Annotated in this window: 18 protein-coding genes and 1 pseudogene; 18 read left to right on the top strand and 1 reads right to left on the bottom strand. The window is 40.0% G+C overall.

The window, feature by feature from the left end; translation table 11 throughout:
• Window positions 1-44 precede the first annotated feature (44 nt).
• The 12 genes and pseudogenes from AC04Q6_RS06985 (at window position 45) to tuf (ending at window position 14,743) form a co-directional block, all read left to right on the top strand.
• Window positions 45-221 carry a hypothetical protein gene (locus tag AC04Q6_RS06985; RefSeq protein WP_171030313.1) on the top strand — a complete coding sequence of 59 codons (177 nt, stop codon included), beginning with the start codon at window positions 45-47 and terminating at the stop codon, window positions 219-221.
• Between the two features lie 128 nt (window positions 222-349).
• Window positions 350-2,026, top strand: coding sequence for an RNA-binding domain-containing protein (locus AC04Q6_RS06980; protein ID WP_117593511.1), 1,677 nt, complete (start codon window positions 350-352; stop codon window positions 2,024-2,026).
• Window positions 2,027-2,053: 27 nt separating this feature from the next.
• On the top strand, window positions 2,054-3,778 hold the full coding sequence (locus AC04Q6_RS06975) for a hypothetical protein (protein ID WP_015541718.1): 1,725 nt from the start codon (window positions 2,054-2,056) through the stop codon (window positions 3,776-3,778).
• A gap of 119 nt (window positions 3,779-3,897) precedes the next feature.
• A complete protein-coding gene (locus AC04Q6_RS06970; protein ID WP_476389596.1) occupies window positions 3,898-5,433 on the top strand; it encodes a recombinase family protein in 1,536 nt (511 codons plus the stop codon).
• A pseudogene (locus AC04Q6_RS06965) lies at window positions 5,420-5,575 on the top strand (sporulation transcriptional regulator SpoIIID); the annotation flags it as partial. The gene AC04Q6_RS06970 and the pseudogene AC04Q6_RS06965, both read left to right, overlap by 14 nt.
• A gap of 183 nt (window positions 5,576-5,758) precedes the next feature.
• On the top strand, window positions 5,759-6,163 hold the full coding sequence (locus tag AC04Q6_RS06960) for an ACT domain-containing protein (RefSeq protein ID WP_021976037.1): 405 nt from the start codon (window positions 5,759-5,761) through the stop codon (window positions 6,161-6,163).
• 526 nt (window positions 6,164-6,689) lie between these two features.
• Window positions 6,690-9,200 (top strand): YfhO family protein, encoded by a 2,511-nt coding sequence (locus AC04Q6_RS06955; RefSeq protein ID WP_215706688.1) that lies wholly within the window; start codon window positions 6,690-6,692, stop codon window positions 9,198-9,200.
• A 43-nt stretch (window positions 9,201-9,243) separates the two neighbouring features.
• Window positions 9,244-9,933 (top strand): flavodoxin family protein, encoded by a 690-nt coding sequence (locus AC04Q6_RS06950; RefSeq protein WP_118062181.1) that lies wholly within the window; start codon window positions 9,244-9,246, stop codon window positions 9,931-9,933.
• Window positions 9,934-10,161: 228 nt separating this feature from the next.
• Window positions 10,162-10,581 (top strand): 30S ribosomal protein S12, encoded by a 420-nt coding sequence (gene rpsL / locus AC04Q6_RS06945; RefSeq protein ID WP_118062180.1) that lies wholly within the window; start codon window positions 10,162-10,164, stop codon window positions 10,579-10,581.
• Between the two features lie 229 nt (window positions 10,582-10,810).
• Window positions 10,811-11,281 carry a 30S ribosomal protein S7 gene (gene rpsG, locus AC04Q6_RS06940; RefSeq protein ID WP_207660371.1) on the top strand — a complete coding sequence of 157 codons (471 nt, stop codon included), beginning with the start codon at window positions 10,811-10,813 and terminating at the stop codon, window positions 11,279-11,281.
• A gap of 18 nt (window positions 11,282-11,299) precedes the next feature.
• Complete coding sequence (fusA, locus tag AC04Q6_RS06935) at window positions 11,300-13,423, top strand: elongation factor G (RefSeq protein ID WP_476389595.1); 2,124 nt, start codon at window positions 11,300-11,302, stop codon at window positions 13,421-13,423.
• Between the two features lie 126 nt (window positions 13,424-13,549).
• The gene (tuf, locus tag AC04Q6_RS06930; protein WP_015526359.1) at window positions 13,550-14,743 is read left to right on the top strand and encodes an elongation factor Tu; all 1,194 of its coding nucleotides are present in this window, start codon (window positions 13,550-13,552) and stop codon (window positions 14,741-14,743) included.
• 202 nt (window positions 14,744-14,945) lie between these two features.
• Here tuf and AC04Q6_RS06925 read toward each other — a convergent pair whose 3' ends face one another.
• Window positions 14,946-15,560 carry a helix-turn-helix domain-containing protein gene (locus AC04Q6_RS06925; RefSeq protein ID WP_242998900.1) on the bottom strand — a complete coding sequence of 205 codons (615 nt, stop codon included), beginning with the start codon at window positions 15,558-15,560 and terminating at the stop codon, window positions 14,946-14,948.
• Window positions 15,561-15,719: 159 nt separating this feature from the next.
• On the opposite strand from AC04Q6_RS06925, the gene AC04Q6_RS06920 reads away from it, so the two are divergent.
• The 6 genes from AC04Q6_RS06920 to AC04Q6_RS06895 all read left to right on the top strand — a co-directional run bounded on the left by AC04Q6_RS06920 (window position 15,720) and on the right by AC04Q6_RS06895 (window position 20,462).
• Window positions 15,720-15,914, top strand: coding sequence for a helix-turn-helix domain-containing protein (locus AC04Q6_RS06920; RefSeq protein WP_008373524.1), 195 nt, complete (start codon window positions 15,720-15,722; stop codon window positions 15,912-15,914).
• 14 nt (window positions 15,915-15,928) lie between these two features.
• Complete coding sequence (locus AC04Q6_RS06915) at window positions 15,929-17,146, top strand: site-specific integrase (RefSeq protein WP_117598188.1); 1,218 nt, start codon at window positions 15,929-15,931, stop codon at window positions 17,144-17,146.
• Window positions 17,118-18,119 (top strand): AAA family ATPase, encoded by a 1,002-nt coding sequence (locus AC04Q6_RS06910; RefSeq protein WP_181978374.1) that lies wholly within the window; start codon window positions 17,118-17,120, stop codon window positions 18,117-18,119. The genes AC04Q6_RS06915 and AC04Q6_RS06910 overlap by 29 nt, the downstream gene beginning before the upstream one ends.
• A 115-nt stretch (window positions 18,120-18,234) precedes the next feature.
• A complete protein-coding gene (locus tag AC04Q6_RS06905; RefSeq protein WP_330412578.1) occupies window positions 18,235-18,468 on the top strand; it encodes a complexin-2 in 234 nt (77 codons plus the stop codon).
• A 150-nt stretch (window positions 18,469-18,618) separates the two neighbouring features.
• On the top strand, window positions 18,619-18,846 hold the full coding sequence (locus tag AC04Q6_RS06900) for a DUF5348 domain-containing protein (protein ID WP_008373529.1): 228 nt from the start codon (window positions 18,619-18,621) through the stop codon (window positions 18,844-18,846).
• A 197-nt stretch (window positions 18,847-19,043) separates the two neighbouring features.
• Window positions 19,044-20,462, top strand: a complete 1,419-nt coding sequence (locus AC04Q6_RS06895; RefSeq protein ID WP_476389594.1) for a plasmid recombination protein — start codon at window positions 19,044-19,046, stop codon at window positions 20,460-20,462.

Raw genomic sequence — 20,462 nt, 5'->3', positions numbered from 1 at the left:
ATAGTTATGGACAAAGACATACGGGAGGAGGTGGAAATTCCGCTATGAAAAAGAGAAAACTTAATTATCGATTCCATAATCCAAACACTGCGGAAGTAACCGCCGACTATCTGTTAAAGATATTGATTGAAGCAAATGCAAGTAAGGTGGAACAGGCAATACAAGAAGCAGCGGATGAGCTTCCCAATGAACCAAAACATGATGGAGGGTGTCCTGCGTAGCGCGTGGGATGCCTTTTATTTTTTTGCTATTGCTTGTGTTCTGTCTGAAAATCAGTTAAAATTAGTTCTAGAAAGTCATAGATTAGTCATAGAATTTAGTCATAGAAAATTTTGAAAGGCGGAAGAATATGATATATACGGATAGCCAATTAAAAGAAAAGATTGTTCGCATGATAGAATCTTTTGAAAATGAAGTTGTAGAATTTAAAGAAGCACGCACAAATTATTCGTTTAATGACATTGGTAAATATTTTTCTGCACTTAGCAATGAAGCAAATCTTCGGGGATTACAGGAGGCGTGGCTGATTTTCGGAATTTCGGATGATAAACGATATGTAGGAACGGAATTTCGGAAACAGGGAAGTCTGCAAAGTTTGAAAAAGGAAATCGTAAATGGAACCAATGAACGATTGACATTTCTGGAGATATACGAACTGACAATGGAAAAATGTCGAGTGATAGCATTTCAAATTCCTCCAGCTATTAGGGGGATTCCGACAACATGGCAAGGGGCAGCGTATGCCAGAGAACATGAATCTATATCACCGCTTCCGATGAATAAAGTAGATCTACTTAGAAGTCAAATAGGAATGGATTGGTCAAAAGAAATTGTAGAAGATGCAACGATAGAAGACTTGGATGAAGAAGCGATTAAAAGAGCAAGAGAACTTTTCTCAAAACGTCAGAGTGATCGAAAAAAAGCACAGGAAGTTTTAAAGAAACTGTCTGATATTGAGGTTTTAAATAAAGCTGGTATTACAATAAAAGGAAAAATCACCAGAACGGCATTATTGTTATTAGGAAAAAGTGAGGCTAAATATTTCTTTGATGGCTTTATTCCTAGAATTACCTGGACACTTTATAATGCAGATAATTCGGTAAAAGCTTATGAACATTTTGATATACCGATGTTAATGGCAGTGGATAAGGTATATTCCAGGATCAGAAATGTAAAGTATCGTTATATTGCCGGACAGCAGACTTTGTTTCCGGATGAAGTAGATCAATATGAACCAGAGCTGATCAAAGAGATTATTAATAACTGTATTGCTCATCAGGACTATCGCTTGCGTGGAAAAATCAACGTAGAGGAATTTGAGGACAGACTGGTATTTATCAATGAGGGGGCTTTTATACCAGAAACTATTGAACAAGCACTGGAACCGGGATATAAACCACCGTATTATCGAAATGTGTTTTTGTGTAACGCAATGGTAAATCTGTATATGATTGATACAAATTCAATGGGAATACCAATGATGTATCAGATACAGCGTGATAAATGCTTCCCATTGCCGACATATGATTTGAACACAATTAATAGAGTTACAGTGACTGTGTACGGAAAGATATTGGATAAGAATTATACTCAGCTTTTATATTCCAATGAAGATTTAGATATGAGAACTGTATTTTTGTTGGATAAAGTTCAGAAACAGGAAGTAGTTTCTAAAGAAAGCTTTAAGGATTTGAAGAAAAAAGGTCTTGTGGAAGGACGTTATCCTAATGTTTTTGTATCTTTCAAGGTGGCAGATATTGTCGGACAGAAAGCTGCTTATGTTCGAAATAAAGGGTTAGATGATGATATTTGCAAGCAGTTAATTATAAAAGCACTTCAGTCAATGGGAGAAGCCAGCAAAAGAGATTTAATGGAAGTACTGGAAAAAGCATTGCCAGAAGTACTTAGCGATGAACAGAAATCGAAGAAGGTTTCTAATTTGTTACAGGCAATGAAAAAGGATGGAATTGTTGTTACAACAGGAACTAATAGGTATGCAAAGTGGTACTTGATAAAAAATGATTGATTTACAAAAATGCGAGGGGGATGAAAAATGAAATATATTACACAAGATTGGACATCTACTAAGGATGGATATTTATTTTTTGTTCAAAGACTACAAGAAATGTTGTTTCATTATTCAGATGATATTGTTAAAGCGCCTGTTCATAATACACAAACATTATTAGAAGAATATGTTGATACTGAAAAAGATGTGGTGAAAGGGAGTATTAAGCAATATCAATTAGATATAATTGCAAAAGAGATTAAGTCGAGTTTAATGACAGACGTTATTGTTCGAGAGTTGTATAAATATGAAGTTATTGAAGAGATGGCAAAATTTTTAGATAAAGATCAAAGAACAGCGGTACATTATATATTCAATAAGATACCAAAGAAAAAGTACTATGAAATATGTTGTAAATACTTGAAAGAAAATTTGTCGGAATCAAACCGTAAAACAGAAATTGAAAAAGGACTTCGTGCTTGGCTTGCTTTTTTGCTATGGCATGGATATTCATCGGAATATATATATAGATTCCTGAGAAATATATTTGAGGAAAGTATAAATGATCCAGAAAAAAAAGCACAGATTTTTTTGAATAGGTTTGATTTTGAAATTGGTAAATACAAAGTGTACTTTGTTTTTTATGAAAAATTAAAGCCATATCAAAAGTTGTTAAATGAAAGATTGCATATTTCGTTTGAAGATGATGGTTGCTTTAAACAGATTAAAAGAAAGCAAAAGTCCTTTATAGGGGTTATGGAAACAAAGGCATATGATAATTATTCAGCAATGAAACGAGCGTATTCTGCATTAGAAATTTTTTTGAGATATTTAGAAGTTTTTTTGAATGATAATATCAGTGTAATAGGTAAAAACGGATTGGTAATTCGACAAGATACCCAAGAGGGAATAATTCTTCCCGTAAAAGCGTTTGGGTATAAAAGTATCAAGCCTGAGCCACGAGAAAATTTTAAAACTGAAATAGATACAATTGTTTTGGGATGCCAAGAAAAAGGAAAGGAAACTTATTCTCAGCTTAATAAGATTGTTGATTTGCATAATGCGGCATTAAATCAACAAGACTTAAATGATGCATTTCTTAATTTGTGGTCAGCGTTGGAGGTTGCAAGTGTTACAGATAGTTCAAAATCCAAAATTGAAAGCGTTACTGATAATATAGTTTCCATTCTACAAAATGACTATTTCGAATGCATATTTTCTAATATACTTGACGATTTGAAAAATAATTTAGGTAATCGAAAAGTAAGTTTGTTGCTTAAAGATATAACAGAATTCGATAAAGAGATTTGTAAAATCGCAGGCTTTATATTTCTTGAAAAATATGAGAAATATCGAGAAGATTATTTTGCGAATGAGCTTAAGTATTATCCCAATATACGTTATAAAATATATAACTTATATGAGCAAAGAGAAAATCGCGAAAAATTATGGCATCTTTCCGAAAAGTATTGTCAAAGAATTGAATGGCATCTTTATCGCTTATATAGGCTTAGAAATGCTATTGTTCATGCAGGGGAAAGCCATAAACGAATACAAATGTTAGGAGAACATTTGCATATCTATGTGGATCGTGTAATTCTTGAGTTGATGGTTAAATTAGCAAAAGATAAATGCCTTGGGACGATACAAGATGTTTTTACAGATACATATTTGTTATTGAATAAAAAGAAAAAAAATTTAAAAGAACCAGGTAATGTTGATGAACAATCCATTATGCTATTGTTAGAAAATTTTTTTATCGAAGAGTAATGCATATAAGGAATATTCTGAAGAAAGGGTATTCCTTATTTTGCTATTTACAATTATATTTTAGATGGTACAATAAAGTTGTAACAGAACGACTTAAATATAACAGAAAGGTATTAGATATGAATATAGCTGCTTATTGTCGTGTCTCCACTGATAAAGCTGATCAGCTCAACAGTCTGGAAGCTCAAAAGCAATTTTTCTCTGAGTACACCCAGCGTACTGGTGACAACTTAGTTAGATTATATGCAGATGAGGGTATTTCAGGCACGAAAATAAAAAATCGAAAAGAATTTTTACGCATGATGGCTGATGCTGAACATGGACTATTTGATATGGTAGTAGTAAAGGACATCTCTCGCTTTGCCAGAAATACTGTAGACCTTCTGCAGAATGTCCGCAAACTGAAAGCATTAGGAATCGAGACACAGTTTTTGACGGCCAACATGACCAGCATGGGAAACAGTGAATTTGTTCTGACAATCTTCGGTGCATTGGCGCAGGAAGAAAGTGCCAATACTTCAAAGCGTGTGAAATTCGGCAAGAAAATGAATGCTGAAAAAGGACGAGTTCCGAATATTGTGTACGGATATGATAAAACCATTGGAGATTACTTTAATTTGGCAATCAACGAGGAAGAAGCAGCTGTTATCAGGCAGATTTATAAATGGTATATCGAAGAAGGATATGGTGCCGCCAAGATTGCAAACATGCTGAATGCGAAAGGCATCCGAACAAAGCGTAATTGTCAGTGGAGCCAGAATGCGACGTGCCGGATTTTAACGAATGAACTTTATACCGGAAAAATTATCAATGGAAAGCAGGAAGTAACTGACTTCCTGACCGGACAGAGAACGGAAAAAGATGAAACGGAGTGGATGGTAACAGAACGTCCGGAACTGCGGATTATTGAGCCGGAAATGTATGAAAAGGCACAGGAGATTTTGGAGTGCAGAAGCAAGACTTTTAAATTAACAAAGGAACGGCAGAGCAATAAGTATTTGTTTTCTACTCTGATTAAATGTAAGGAATGTGGCTGGTCATTTCGACGAACTGTTCGTACTTATAAGAATACTTATATTCGCTGGGTATGTTCCGGTCATAATGGACGTGGGGCGGATAGCTGCCCGAATGCTCAGACAGTGGACGAGGAAGAGTTGATTGAAGTTCTGTCCGAATACTTTTCCGAGCTGCTGAAAGCAAAGAAAAATGTAATTCGTCACGTAACAGGCGAATTCCAGAGGGTTTACAAAGCCAAGGATGAGAACCTGAATTACGAAAAGGAATTGAACGCACAGCTTCACAAGCTTCAAAAAATGCGTCAGAAATACATGGATATGTACACCGATGACCTCATTACACGTGAGGAACTGAATGAAAAAATCGGCGGCACAAAACAGGAAATCGAGCGTCTGGAGAATGAGTTGAAAATGGTTGCTTATCACCTGACAAAAGGTGAACAACTGGGAACAATCTTGAATCGCACGTTTAAAGAGATTGAAGATATTTCCGATGTTCACCAGATGACCAATGCACAGCTTAAACGGATTATCCAGAAAATTGAAGTAGACAAGGATGGTAACGTAGATATTTACTTACGAATCTTCGGTGATTTAGGCTTAGATGAAACCGTTCTAATTAGTGACAACCAAACATAAGGATTGTGTGGAACGGCTGAAACTGATCAACCCGGCACTGGCCGTTGAGGTGAGGAAAGTTCTTGATGTGAACAAGCGGGAACGACATATCCGGGGTGGGCTTGCTACACGGGAAAAATATCTGCATGCACATATGCGGTGAAGTTTTTTGCCGGGGGAATGTTGGTCATAAAGTACCTGTGTTTATGAACGTGAAGTAAAATGAAATGAAAATGTCCGGGCTCTTCCCTGAATTACTTCGGTTGACATACAAGGTGAGATGTGCGAAGATTTACCATATGATAAAACAGCAAAACACATTTCAGAGGAAAGAGAGGATTTTATTATGCTGAAACAGTTATCTATCTATGCAGAAAATAAAAAAGGTGTTATGCAGAACATTACCGGGATCCTGAAGAATGAGGACATCAACATTCTGGGATCAGTTACCAATGACAGTGCAGAGTACGGAATCGTGCGAATGGTAGTTTCTGATCCGGATAAGGCGAAGGAGGCACTGATCGCTGCCGGATATCTCTGTCACGTGATCGATGTGATCGGTGTGGAAGTTGAGGATAAAACCGGAAATCTGAATGATCTGCTTCTTACACTGAAGGACAGCAACGTGAGCGTGGATTATCTGTATCTCTCTTTTAATCGTGATTCCGGAAAACCGATCATGGTATTCCATACCGAGGACACCATGGAAGTAAGAGCCTGCCTGAAGTCCAGAGGATACACAGTTTTATAAAAGCAGAATTTTATCCGGACAGCAATGTTGTGCCCATCGGATCAATATTAAAAAGTTCTATATTATAAACATTAAATATTAATTTTACAAATGTATATGGTCATGCTATCATATAGCCATAATAGTTCTTAACCTGTAAACAGCCACCTCAGGATATGTGAATATCCTATATCATACAGGCCCGGAACTAAAAAAACTCATCACATAAAGTTAATAATTACACCCATGAAGGGATCTGTGGATCAGCGTACACAGATTCTTTCGAAGAAAGCTGTTACATCAGCGGAGTTTTCTGTGTCTCCAATGATGTGGCAGCTTTTTTTTTGATCCTGAAAAAATTCGCAGTAATTTCACAAAAACATGATACATTATGAAGCGTGTTATAATCAGGTCTGTGAGAAATGACAGAATCATAAAAATATGGCAAATCGAAATACGAATATCTGCTTCAGCGAAAAAGCCGAAACTGTTTATTTCTGGCAGAACTCAAAATCCGACGGAAAAGAATCAGACAGAAGAGGAAAAAATGATGAGATTGATAAAAAAACAAAGTGTGGGAAAAAACATCAGGCGAAAGAACAGCAGTTGGGTCTATATCCTGGCCTTTCTGTTTCCTGTGATGATATTTGCGGCAGGTTTTGCAATGAAAGGAGTTTATCCTTTTGGGGAAAATTCGGCGCTTGTTGTTGATGGTGTTCATCAGTATACAGCTTTTTATAAGGAACTTTTAAGCCAGCTGGAAAAAGGCGCAGGGTGGACGTATTCCACACATTCCATGGGTTATGATTTTTACGGCCTGTTCTGTTATTATCTCAGCAGTCCGTTCAGCCTTCTTGTGCTGCTGTTTATGAAATTCATGTATGTAAATGATGCAGTAACAGCTGTGATCCTGATCAAGGTTGGGCTTTGCAGCGTGTCCATGGCCTGGTATTCCGGGAAAAAATATCCAGGCAGAGGGAGTATGGCGGTTTCTCTTGGATGCATGTATGCGTTGTCAAATTTTCTTATGGGATACTACAGTAACGTAATGTGGCTGGACTGTATCATGCTTCTTCCGGTATTGGCATACTTTATCGAGCAGCTGGTATATACCGGAAAATGGTACGGGTATTGCCTGGTGCTTGGGTGCTGTATTTTAACCAGTTATTATATGGGATTTATGTTATGTACCTTTTCGGCTCTCTATTATCTGGCAAATCTGGCTATCATAAAATCTGACCAGCGGCCGGAGAAAATATTGCATTCTCTGCTGAAATTTGCCGGGTCTTCCATTGCCAGTGCATGTCTTGCGGGAATTACTCTGATTCCTGGCATTGTGGCTGTATCCAGGACTGCAGCAGCAGAGGAAGCTGGAACAGGGCTTGCCGGTGTTTACGGAGATATCTGGAAGCAGCTGGGAGCGCTGATGGAGGATTCCCTGTCTTTTGTGAAATCCAGCGAACAGGGAGATGTGAATCTTTACTGTGGCTGTGCAGTGCTGCTTTTTGCAGGGATGTATTTTCTGAACAAAGAAATCCGTACCGTGGAAAAGATCATGACGGGAGCGTTGGTCATTTTTTACTTTGCGGGTTTTCATATCACAGCGTTAAATCTTCTGCTTCATGGAATGCATAAACCGGTGGGAATCCCCAACCGTTTTGCTTTTATCCTGATCTTTCTGCTTCTGAGGATGTCCTGCGATGCGTGGGGGAAAACAGAGAAGGTGAGTGAAAAGCGGCTGTTCGCGGGATTTGCTGCGGTGGAAATATTCTGCATGGTTGTGGGGATTAAAAGTGGAAAAGCAGGAGAGGTTCTGCTTACAGAAGGGATTCTTGCGGGAATGTTTCTTACAGTGTGGACGGGAAATTATTTTTGTGGAAAACTTTCAAGACATCCGTTTGGCTGTGTGGAAATCCGAAAAATCTGTGGAGGGGTACTGGCTGTTTTGATCCTGGCTGAGACAGGAATTCACGGAATTGTCAGCATTACAGATAACGGAACTGCAAATCGCGATATTTATGTGGAAAGTGAGCAGGAGATTGGTGGATTACTGGAGTCTGCCGGCGTGGATCAGGTGGATTACCGCACTGCGATCGTAAATCCCCTTGTGAGAAATGAAGAAATACTGTATCAGCTGAACGGGATGTCCATGTATTCTTCCACCAATACAGAGGAAATGTGGAATTTTGTGAAGAACATGGGGTTTGAAAATCTGGAAAATCGTTTTCAGTATGCAGGATCTACGGAAGTGATGGATATGCTTCTGGGGATACGATATCTGTTTTGCAGGAATACAAGAACCCTTCATACTGCTTATAAAAAGATTGCAGAAAGCCAGTCATTTGACCTGTATGAAAATCCACGGGCTCTGCGATCCGGATATATGGTCAGCGATTCTGTGCTGGATTATGCAATGGAAGGAACAGACCCGCTTGAAGTTCAGAACCGTCTGCTCAGTGGTATTGTAGGAAAAAGACTGTACAAAATGCAGACAGTCAATTCTGATACTGCCCTGATTGGAAACACAACTTTTAATATCCATCTGAAAAAAGGAGAACATGGATATCTTTATATTCCGGGAACAGAACCGGATACAGTGACGATTAATGGACAGGAGCAGAAGTCTGATTATTGGAATAATAATTTTCTGGATCTGGGAACTTATAATGTGGATACCATTGTGCAGGTAACTACGGGTACCGGTATGCACGAGGCTGTTCTGGGAACATACCAGGAATCTGAACTGGATTCCATTTATGAAGAACTTTCTTCTCAGCAAATGGATCTGAAGGATGGAAAAGGCAGTATATCTGTAAAAAAAGACGGAATTCTTATGCTCAGCGTATTCTATGACCCGGATATGAAGGTTTATGTGGACGGAGAAAAAGCCGATGTAAAAAGTATTCAGGGACTTACCGGCGTGAAACTTTCACAGGGAACGCATATAATTACCATGAAATATCAAACTCCGGGATTGAAAACAGGAGCAGTTCTTTCTATATTAATGGTGGGAATACTGGGAGCGATCTGCTTTGCCCGAAAATTCAGAAACAGGTAAATAACAGACAACGATATAAAAAGAGAAATGGGGAGTGTAAAATATGAAAATTGCCGTGATAAACGGACAGAATCACAAAGGTTCTACCTATCATATAGGAAAAATGCTGGCAGATAAGCTGGGCGGAGAAGTGACGGAATTCTTTCTGCCAAGAGATTTCGGACATTTTTGTGTTGGGTGCAATCAGTGTATTGTGAAAGATGAGAAACTTTGCCCATATTATAAAGAGCTGAAGCCATTGACGGAAGCTATTGACAGCGCAGACGTAATCATTCTTACAAGTCCGGTGTATGTCTACCACTGCACTGGCTCCATGAAAGCGTGGCTGGATCACTATGGCTACCGGTGGATGCTGCACAGGCCAAATCCGGATATGTTTTCCAAACAGGGAGTCTGTATTTCTACGGCAGCAGGCGCCGGAATGAAATGGACCAATAAAGATATGGCAGATAGTATGTTTTTCTGGGGAATGGGAAAGATATACAGGTACGGTACTGCCGCGCATGCGTTAAATTATAAATCGATCTCTCCGAAAAAGATGGAAGAGATCGAGAAAGCTACAGATAAGCTGGCAGAAAAGATCCGCAGGAATTATGGCCATGTGAAACCAGGGCTGAAAACAAAAGCTTACTTCGAGGTTATGCGTAAGCTTGTAAAGAGCGGCTGGAATGAAGTGGATGTGGCTTACTGGAAGGAACATGGCTGGACAGAAAAGGCCAGACCGTGGAAGTAAAACTTCCATTTTCGCAGGGTTGTGACATCTATGAAGAAAACTGCGTTAAACCCCTGTAAAATCAGCAAAAATTCTTTATAAAACACCTTGACAAGCTCTGTATTTACGGTCTATAATGAGCAAGCGTGCGAATGAAACGTTATATTTTCGCATGCCGTAATTTGTAAATAGCAACCGCAAGGCCCCATGGGAAAGCCCATGGAGAAATAAATCGGGAGGTGAAATGGAATGCCAACATTCAACCAGTTAGTAAGAAAGGGCCGTCAGACAGCTGTTAAGAAATCTACAGCACCGGCTCTGCAGAAAACATACAACTCTTTAAGAAAGAAAGCAGTTGATCAGGCTGCTCCACAGAAACGTGGTGTTTGTACTGCTGTTAAAACAGCTACTCCTAAAAAGCCTAACTCAGCTCTTAGAAAGATCGCCAGAGTTCGTCTTTCCAACGGTATCGAGGTAACAAGTTATATTCCAGGAGAGGGTCACAACCTTCAGGAGCATAGCGTTGTTCTTATCCGTGGAGGAAGAGTTAAGGACTTACCTGGTACAAGATACCACATCATCAGAGGTACTCTTGATACCGCAGGTGTCGCTAACAGAAAACAGGCTCGTTCCAAATACGGAGCTAAGAGACCTAAAGCTAAAAAATAATTTAAGTAGATCAGAAATCTACGCCGCTTCCTGATTGCAGATAATCAGGAGGATTACAAAGATATTATTCATCTAATGTATTACAGCGGAAGACTATAAGGATTTGTACGGTATTCCATATACCCTGTCGGTTGCGGGTTAAATATAGGACCTTACCAGTGCGAACATGCAATAGTTTTACTGCGTGAGTACCGATGATATAATCAATATGATTAAGGAGGGAAGTAACGTGCCACGTAAAGGACATACTCAGAAAAGAGACGTTCTGGCTGACCCGATGTACAATAACAAAGTGGTTACCAAACTTATCAATAACATCATGTTAGACGGTAAGAAAGGTGTTGCTCAGAAAATTGTATACGGCGCATTTGCCAGAGTAGAGGAAAAAGCTGGTAAACCAGCAATTGAAGTATTTGAAGAGGCTATGAACAACATCATGCCAGTTCTCGAGGTAAAAGCAAGACGTATCGGTGGTGCTACTTATCAGGTTCCGATCGAGGTAAGAGCAGACAGACGTCAGGCACTTGCTCTTCGTTGGCTTACAATGTTCTCACGTAAGAGAGGCGAGAAGACAATGGAAGAAAGACTGGCTAATGAGCTTCTGGACGCAATGAACAACACAGGTGCATCCGTTAAGAGAAAAGAAGACATGCACAAGATGGCTGAGGCAAATAAAGCATTTGCTCACTATCGCTTCTAATTCGAGGAGGAAAATTCATTGGCTGGAAAAGAAGGAAGAGAATATCCATTAGAGAGAACCAGAAATATCGGTATCATGGCGCATATCGATGCTGGTAAAACAACTCTTACAGAGCGCATTCTTTATTATACAGGTGTTAACTACAAGATCGGTGATACTCATGAAGGTACAGCGACAATGGACTGGATGGAGCAGGAGCAGGAGCGTGGTATCACAATCACATCCGCAGCTACAACATGTCACTGGACTCTTGAGGAGAACTGCAAGCCAAAGCCAGGTGCTCTTGAGCATCGTATCAACATCATTGATACACCAGGACACGTAGACTTCACTGTTGAGGTTGAGCGTTCCCTTCGTGTACTTGATGGTGCTGTCGGCGTTTTCTGTGCTAAGGGTGGTGTTGAGCCACAGTCTGAGAACGTATGGCGTCAGGCTGATACCTACAATGTACCTCGTATGGCATTCATCAACAAGATGGATATCCTTGGTGCAAACTTCTACGGTGCAGTAGAGCAGATCAAGACTCGTCTTGGTAAAAACGCTATCTGCCTGCAGCTTCCAATCGGAAAAGAGGATGAGTTCAAAGGAATCATCGATCTTTTCGAGATGAAAGCTTACATCTACAATGATGAGAAGGGTGATGACATTTCCATCACAGATATTCCTGAGGATATGAAGGAAGATGCTGAGCTTTATCATACAGAGCTGATCGAGAAGATCTGCGAGCTGGATGATGACCTCATGATGGAGTACCTTGAGGGAGAAGAGCCTTCTGTAGACAGACTGAAAGCTGTCCTCAGAAAAGCTACCTGTGAGTGTACAGCAGTACCGGTTTGCTGCGGTTCCGCTTACAGAAACAAAGGTGTTCAGAAACTTCTGGATGCAATCCTTGAGTACATGCCGGCTCCTACAGATATCCCGGCTATCAAGGGTGTTGACCTTGACGGCAACGAAGTTGAGAGACATTCATCTGATGATGAGCCATTCTCCGCTCTTGCATTCAAGATCATGACTGACCCATTTGTAGGAAAACTTGCTTATTTCCGTGTTTATTCAGGAACAATGAACTCCGGTTCTTATGTACTGAATGCCACAAAAGATAAAAAAGAGCGTGTTGGACGTATCCTTCAGATGCACGCCAACAAACGTATGGAGCTGGATAAGGTTTACTCCGGTGATATCGCTGCAGCAATCGGATTCAAATTCACTACAACAGGTGATACAATCTGTGACGAGCAGCATCCGGTAATCCTTGAGTCCATGGAGTTCCCGGAGCCAGTTATCGAGCTCGCTATCGAGCCTAAGACTAAAGCTGGACAGGGCAAACTTGGTGAGGCACTTGCTAAGCTTGCTGAGGAGGACCCGACATTCCGTGCTCATACAGATCAGGAAACAGGACAGACCATTATCGCTGGTATGGGTGAGCTTCACCTGGATATCATCGTTGACCGTCTTCTTCGTGAGTTCAAGGTTGAGGCAAACGTTGGTGCACCTCAGGTTGCTTACAAAGAGACAATCACCAAGCCTGTTGATGTAGACAGCAAGTATGCTAAACAGTCTGGTGGTCGTGGACAGTATGGTCACTGTAAAGTTAAATTCGAGCCTATGGATGCCAACGGAGAAGAGCTGTACAAGTTCGAGTCCACAGTTGTTGGTGGTGCTATTCCGAAGGAATACATCCCGGCAGTTGGCGAAGGTATCGAGGAAGCTATGAAAGCTGGTATCCTCGGAGGATTCCCAGTAGTTGGTGTACATGCTAATGTATACGATGGTTCTTACCATGAAGTCGATTCTTCTGAGATGGCATTCCACATTGCAGGTTCTCTTGCATTCAAGGATGCTATGCAGAAAGCAGCTCCGGTTCTTCTTGAGCCAATCATGAAGGTCGAAGTTACTACACCAGAGGATTACATGGGTGACGTTATCGGTGATATCAACTCCCGTCGTGGACGTATCGAGGGTATGGAAGATATCGGCGGCGGTAAGATGATCCGTGGATATGTTCCGCTTTCCGAGATGTTCGGATACGCTACAGACCTTCGTTCCAGAACACAGGGACGTGGTAACTACTCTATGTTCTTCGAGAAATATGAGCAGGTTCCGAAGTCTGTACAGGAGAAGATCCTTTCCAAAAAGGACTGATCTGATATAAAATAATAAAATGCTTGCAAATAACCTTGGTTTGCAATATAATCAAGGTTAGCAAGTTTAAATCTGAAAAAATGCTCTAATTTTGATAGAGCCAAGTTTTAAGGAGGACATTTTAAAATGGCAAAGGCTAAGTTTGAGAGAACAAAACCGCATTGTAACATTGGTACCATCGGACACGTTGACCATGGTAAAACAACATTAACAGCAGCTATCACTAAAGTTCTTGCAGAGAGAGTTCCAGGAAACGTAGTAGAGAACTTTGAGGATATCGATAAAGCTCCAGAGGAAAGAGAGCGTGGTATCACAATTTCTACAGCTCACGTTGAGTATCAGACAGAGCGTAGACATTACGCACACGTTGACTGCCCAGGACATGCTGACTACGTTAAGAACATGATCACAGGTGCAGCTCAGATGGATGGTGCTATCCTTGTTGTTGCTGCTACAGACGGTGTTATGGCTCAGACTAAAGAGCATATCCTTCTTTCCCGTCAGGTAGGTGTTCCTTACATCGTTGTATTCATGAACAAATGTGATATGGTAGACGATGAGGAGCTTCTTGAGCTCGTTGAGATGGAGATCCGTGATCTTCTTTCCGAGTATGACTTCCCAGGAGATGACATTCCGGTTATCCAGGGTTCTGCTCTTAAAGCTCTTGAGGATCCGGCTGGCCCATGGGGAGACAAGATCATGGAGCTTATGGATGCTGTTGATGAGTACATTCCGGACCCACAGCGTGACACAGATAAACCGTTCGTAATGCCTGTAGAGGACGTATTCTCCATCACAGGACGTGGTACAGTTGCAACTGGTAGAGTTGAGGCTGGTGTTCTTCACGTATCTGAGGAAGTTGAGATCGTTGGTATCAAAGAGGAGACTCGTAAAGTTGTTGTAACTGGTATCGAGATGTTCCGTAAACTTCTTGATGAGGCTCAGGCTGGTGATAACATCGGAGCACTTCTTCGTGGTGTTCAGAGAAACGAGATCGAGCGTGGACAGGTTCTTGCTAAACCAGGAACACTTACATGCCATACAAAATTCACAGCTCAGGTTTACGTTCTGACTAAAGACGAGGGTGGCCGTCATACACCATTCTTCAACAACTATCGTCCGCAGTTCTATTTCAGAACAACAGACGTAACAGGTGTTTGCAACCTTCCAGAGGGAACAGAGATGTGCATGCCTGGAGATAACATCGAGATGACAATCGAGCTGATTCATCCGATCGCTATGAGCCAGGGTCTTACATTCGCTATCCGTGAAGGTGGACGTACTGTAGGATCAGGACGTGTTGCTACAATCATCGAGTAATACAATCTGAATATAGATTTGTTATCGCAAGATAACGTTGTGTCCAAACGTAAGATACCCCGGAACCGTAAGGTTTCCGGGGTTTTTCTGTTGTGTAAAAGTTTAAAATAAGGCTGTAAAGAATAGCGAATAAATTAAAAACAGGCAGGTATGGGAAGAAAATGAAAACCTTCGCATATCTGCCTGTGATACTGTTATGATACTATTTCTGTTCGTTATTGGAAAATTTCTGTGTTAAAAGTTCATCTCGTTTACGGATTCGTGTCTCAAAATCCAGTTCTTCAATTTCTTTATGGGTGACAGGTTTGGAAGTGTAGTATTCCAACGTCTGCTTTTTCCACATATCAAACATATCTTTGCCTGTGAAATAAGATTCCAGGCTTTCTCTGTTCTCCTGCAGATCAGCAAGAAAATTACACATATCTGCGTTTAAAGAATGTTCCGGATCATTTCCATAAAAGCGAAGTCCGGCATACCATTTCTGTGTTTCTGTTTCTATATCACCGGGAAGTTTATTATTTATATCCAGTTCATACCGGAGTTCATTGGATTCATTCATCTGCAATAAAACCCAAATAATATCGCTGAGAGTAGAAATCTGTACTTTATTTTCAGATAATCCAAATAACCAGTCCAAAGAGACATGAAATTTCTGAGCAATAGTCAATAACACATCATTGGAGGGAGTAACTACACCATTTTCATAACTGGATAAAGTTGACTGACGTATACCGATAGCTGCGGAAAAGTTTTTTTGATTCATCTTCAGATCAGTTCGCAGCTCTTTTATTTTTTCTGAAATAGATGATTCCTGCATATTATCCACCTCCTTAAAAGCTATGATTAGTATATCACAAATGATAAAAATCAACAATATAGAAAAATATCATTCATACAGATAAAAATTATTGACAATAATTATTTAAAATGATATAGTATCAGTGAAAATGATAATTATAGATAAGGAGGAAATGATATGCAGAGACAGAACTATATGATTACAGCGGAAGAGGTTGCAGAGAGCATGGGGATTTCACTTGGATATGCTTACAAACTGCTTCGCAAACTGAACAAAGAGCTTGCAGATCAGGGATATGTAACCGTTTCGGGCAAGATACCGAGGGCATTCTGGGAAAAGAAATTTTATGGATATTCCCAGATTGCAATGTAAGGGGGTGAGAAAGTATGGCAGCATACAAAGATGAAGAAAGAGGAACCTGGTATGTTTCATTTTATTATGAGGACTGGACAGGAGCCAAAAAGCGAAAAGTAAAAAGAGGATTCCGCACTAAGAAAGAAGCATTAAATTTTGAAGCGGAGTATAAAAGAACAGCGAAAGCAGACATGGATATGACAATGGGAGAGTTTGTAGAAGTTTACTTCCGAGACAAGGCTCAGTCATTGAAGGACAGGAGTATCAAGAATAAAAGAGATACGATGAATGCTCAACTGTTACCGTATTTTAAGGACAGACCGATGAACAGTATCACACCAGCAGAGATTATCCAGTGGCAGAATACGATTATTGAAAAAGGATATTCAGATGATTATCTGAAAACAATACAGAATCAGATGACGGCATTGTTCAATCATGCGAAGAATATCTACAATCTGGCAGATAATCCCTGTGACAAAGTAAAACGTATGGGAAAGACTTCAAAAAAGAAAATGAAGTTTTGGACAATTGAAGAATATCGGCAGTTTATGACCGGAATAGAACCGGGAAGCAAATATTATGTGCTGTTTGAATTATTATTCTGGACAGGAGCGAGAGAAGGCGAAGCACTCAGCATTACACCTGCTGACATTGATTTTGAAAGGAATCTACTTCATATCAATAAAACTTACTACCGTATGCATGGAGAGGACGTGATTACATCTCCCAAAACAGAAGAATCGAACCGTACGATTTCCATACCGGAATTTCTGAAAAAAGAGATTCAGGACTATATTAGCAGACTGTATGAGTTGCCCGAAGATGAACGGATTTTTCCAATGGTTCATGAAGCGGTACAGCATAAGTTAAAACAGGTGGTTCAAAAGACCGGAGTAAAAAAGATAAGAGTACACGACATTCGTCACAGTCATGCGGCATTTCTGATTAATAAGGGAGTGCAACCATTGATGATTAAAGAAAGGTTTGGACATACGGACATTCGCATTACATTGAATACTTATGGGCACTTATATCCAGATCAGCAGAAAGTGGTGGCAGATATGCTGGATGATGAAAATATAAAAAGCTCCGGAAGTACGAACAACCGGAGCAATGTGACAAATGGGGACGAATCCACAAATGTCAACCCTAGACAAGTTGATTATAGCAGGGATTCTTCCAGAGAACAACAGAGAATTGGCGAGAACAGTTGGGAAAATGGAGGAATTGATGGAACAGAGAAATGAGAATAAAACAGAATTGAAAATGATAAAGATGTCAGATGTCCAGTCCCAGACAGTGGACTGGCTCTGGTATCCATTTATCCCTTATGGGAAATTAACAATCATTCAGGGTGATCCGGGCGATGGAAAAACTACGCTGATATTAAATATTGCAGCGAGATTGTCTAAAGGAGAAGGTCTGGATAACGATATGAAAGTAACAGAACCAGTAAATATTATTTATCAGACAGCGGAAGATGGGCTGGCAGATACGGTAAAACCCAGACTGGAGCTGGCAGAAGCGGTCTGTGAAAGAATCATGGTTATAGATGAAACAGAAAAATCACTTTCCATGATAGATGAGAGACTGGAAACTGCTATCAAACGGACTGGTGCGAGAGTGCTTATTTTAGATCCGATTCAGGCATACCTTGGAGGAACAATGGATATGAACCGGGCAAATGAAGCAAGGGATATGACAAAAAGATTGAGCTTGCTGGCAGAAAAGTATAAATGTGCAATTTTATTAATCGGACATATGAATAAAGCTGGTGGAAATAAAGCTGCATATAGAGGAATGGGTTCGATTGACTTTTTTGCAGTAGCCAGAAGCGTATTACTGGTAGGAAGAATAGAGGGAGAACCGGACTTAAGAGCAGTGGTTCAGATTAAAAATAATCTGGCTGCATTTGGACATTCCAAAGCATTTCGCCTGACAGAAACCGGATTTGAGTGGATAGGTGACTATGAAATCACAGCAGATGAGGTGCTTGGTGGAATTGCTCCAAAGGTAAATAAACTGGAACAGGCAAAAAAGATGCTGAGGGAACTGGCAGAAACATCAACTTCTGTACAAAGCAGTGAAATCTTTGATATGGCAGAAGATTTGAATATTTCTAAAAGAACACTGGAAAATGCAAAAAAGGAACTTGGAATTAAGGCAAGACGAATCGGTAATTCCTGGTATTGGGATTTAGATAAAGTTAAGCCGGAATAAATTAAGGGTGCAACATTGCAGAGTATATAGAAAATGCGGAATTAAAATGCAAGGTTGCAATCTGTAAAGACATTGCAGTGTTGCGTCCTTACATAAATTGTAAGAAGGTGAGAACTTGAAAAACGTTATGATTCCAGAGGAGTTATTTGGAAAGATTATAAAATATCATTTACTGGATCAGGAACAGGAAGCAGATGATATAAGAAAAGGTTTGGAGAAAAAGCTGGATGCAATGGTAAATCGTGAGGTATACAGTAAATCCAAAACTGCACCAACAGAAGAAGAACGGGAAAAGTTCCGGCAGGAGTATCTGGACAGAAAAGGAATGCAAGAGAGCTTTCGATGGTAACAGTTCGTGTTGATTACCTTTTTACAGGAGCGTGTCACGCCCCTGTGAGAAGTAAACAAGAAGAAAGTTGGTAAGGTGCAGACGGAAAACTATGGCTGGAATGTGAGATTACTGTAAATTTGATAGTTGTGAAGAAGGGAGAAAGATACAATGAAACAGGGAAGATTAGGATATAACAGCAGTAATGACAGATATGGATTGTTGGCATCAGACTTATGGATTGATACGGGATTTCACTGTGGAGAAGGTCTTGAGGTGCTGGTTGATGATAAGTGGGTACGGACAAGAATGGAGATGAATCCGGCAAGAGAATGGTATCTGGTGGGAACATCATATTGCGGAGATCTGGAATATGTACAGGCAAGAATACCGGAATAATTTGATTGGATAGCCCCCGGCAGGGCGCAAGGGTACTTTTGATGGACGGTACGGCTGTCGAAAGTGCTTTTGCGTTACTTTTGACAAAAGTAACAAAACCGCCGTATCCGGCGAAAATTTCTTAATATCGCCATGACTGGCGTAAATAAAAATTATGTGCTATCTGGCACTTGCTCAGAAAAGAGGTGAGAAACATTATGATAAAACGAACAATTAGCGGTATGATAGGGAAAGGTTCTTTGGCCCATAACAGGAGAGAGTTTTTCGCAGAGAATGTAGAACCGGACAGAGTACAATTAAATATTTGTTACCAGAATGAAAATCTGAAGGAAGTCTATAAAGAGTTATTTGATGATGCTGTGGGGAGATACAACATCGGAAAAAGAAAAGATCGGCAGATTACAAATTACTATGAAAAAATTCGGCAGGGAAAACAAGAGAAGTTGTTCCACGAAGTAATTTTTCAAATTGGAAATCGAGAAGATATGGCTGTCGGAACAGCAGAAGGAGATCTGGCTGTAAAAATACTGGATGAATATGTAAAGGACTTCCAGAAGCGGAATGCAACGTTACGGGTATTTGGGTGTTATCTACATCAGGATGAGTCTACTCCACATTTACATATTGATTTTATTCCTTATGTGACTGATTGGAAAGGAAAAGGAATGGACACCAGAGTTTCGTTGAAACAGGCATTAAAAAGTCTTGGATTTCAAGGTGGAAATAAGCATGATACAGAGTTGAACCAGTGGATGAACCATGAAAAAAAGGTCCTGGCAGAGATTGCAAAACAGCATGGCATTGAATGGGAACAGAAAGGTACTCATGAGGAACATTTGGATGTTTATAACTTCAAGAAGAAAGAGCGAAAAAAGGAAGTACAGGAGCTGGAGCAGGAGAAAGAGTATCTAACTGCAGAAAACGAAGAACTGACAGCACAAATTGCGGAATTCAGAGCAGATATCCAGATTTTAAAAGACGATAAGGAACAGGCAAACAGGGAGAAACAAGAAGCAGAACAAAGGGCAGAGGACGCAGAAAAAGAAGTAAAAAGTCTGGAAGAGCGTCGAGATGTGCTGCAGCCGATTATGGATAATGCCAGTAAAGAAATAAAAGAATATGGAATGATTAAGACGTTTTTACCGGAGGCAGGAACATTTGAACGTGCAGTACCTTACAGAGAAAATAAAATCAAGCCATTGTTTATCAAGATGAAGAATCAGATTGCTGCATTAGCTGGAAAGGTTGTAGAACTTAACAAAACGATAGAAAGCTGGAAAAACAAATATCAAAAATCTACGGAGAAATGTGATGATATCCAAACGCAGTTAGATGATGTGCGTAAAGAAAATGGAAAATTATCAAATGATAATCAACGTTTACAAGAGATTTCGGACAGATATGACAGAGTGGTGCGTATTCTGGGAATGGAAACTGTAGAGGATGTGGTGCAGCAGGACATTAAAGAACAAAGGGCACTGGAAGAAAAACGGCGAATGGAGCAAATGCCAAAGGGAAGCGTTCTGAAACAGTTGAAATGGGCGACTCAAAAGAGTCAGATTGAAAACCAACAACGTAAGAAAAATAGAACAAAATACAAAGGATTGGAGATTTAG

Source organism: Blautia sp. HA9023, assembly GCF_056504095.1.
The sequence above is the reverse complement of the archived record's forward strand: the minus strand, read 5'-3'. Positions and strand labels throughout refer to the sequence as shown.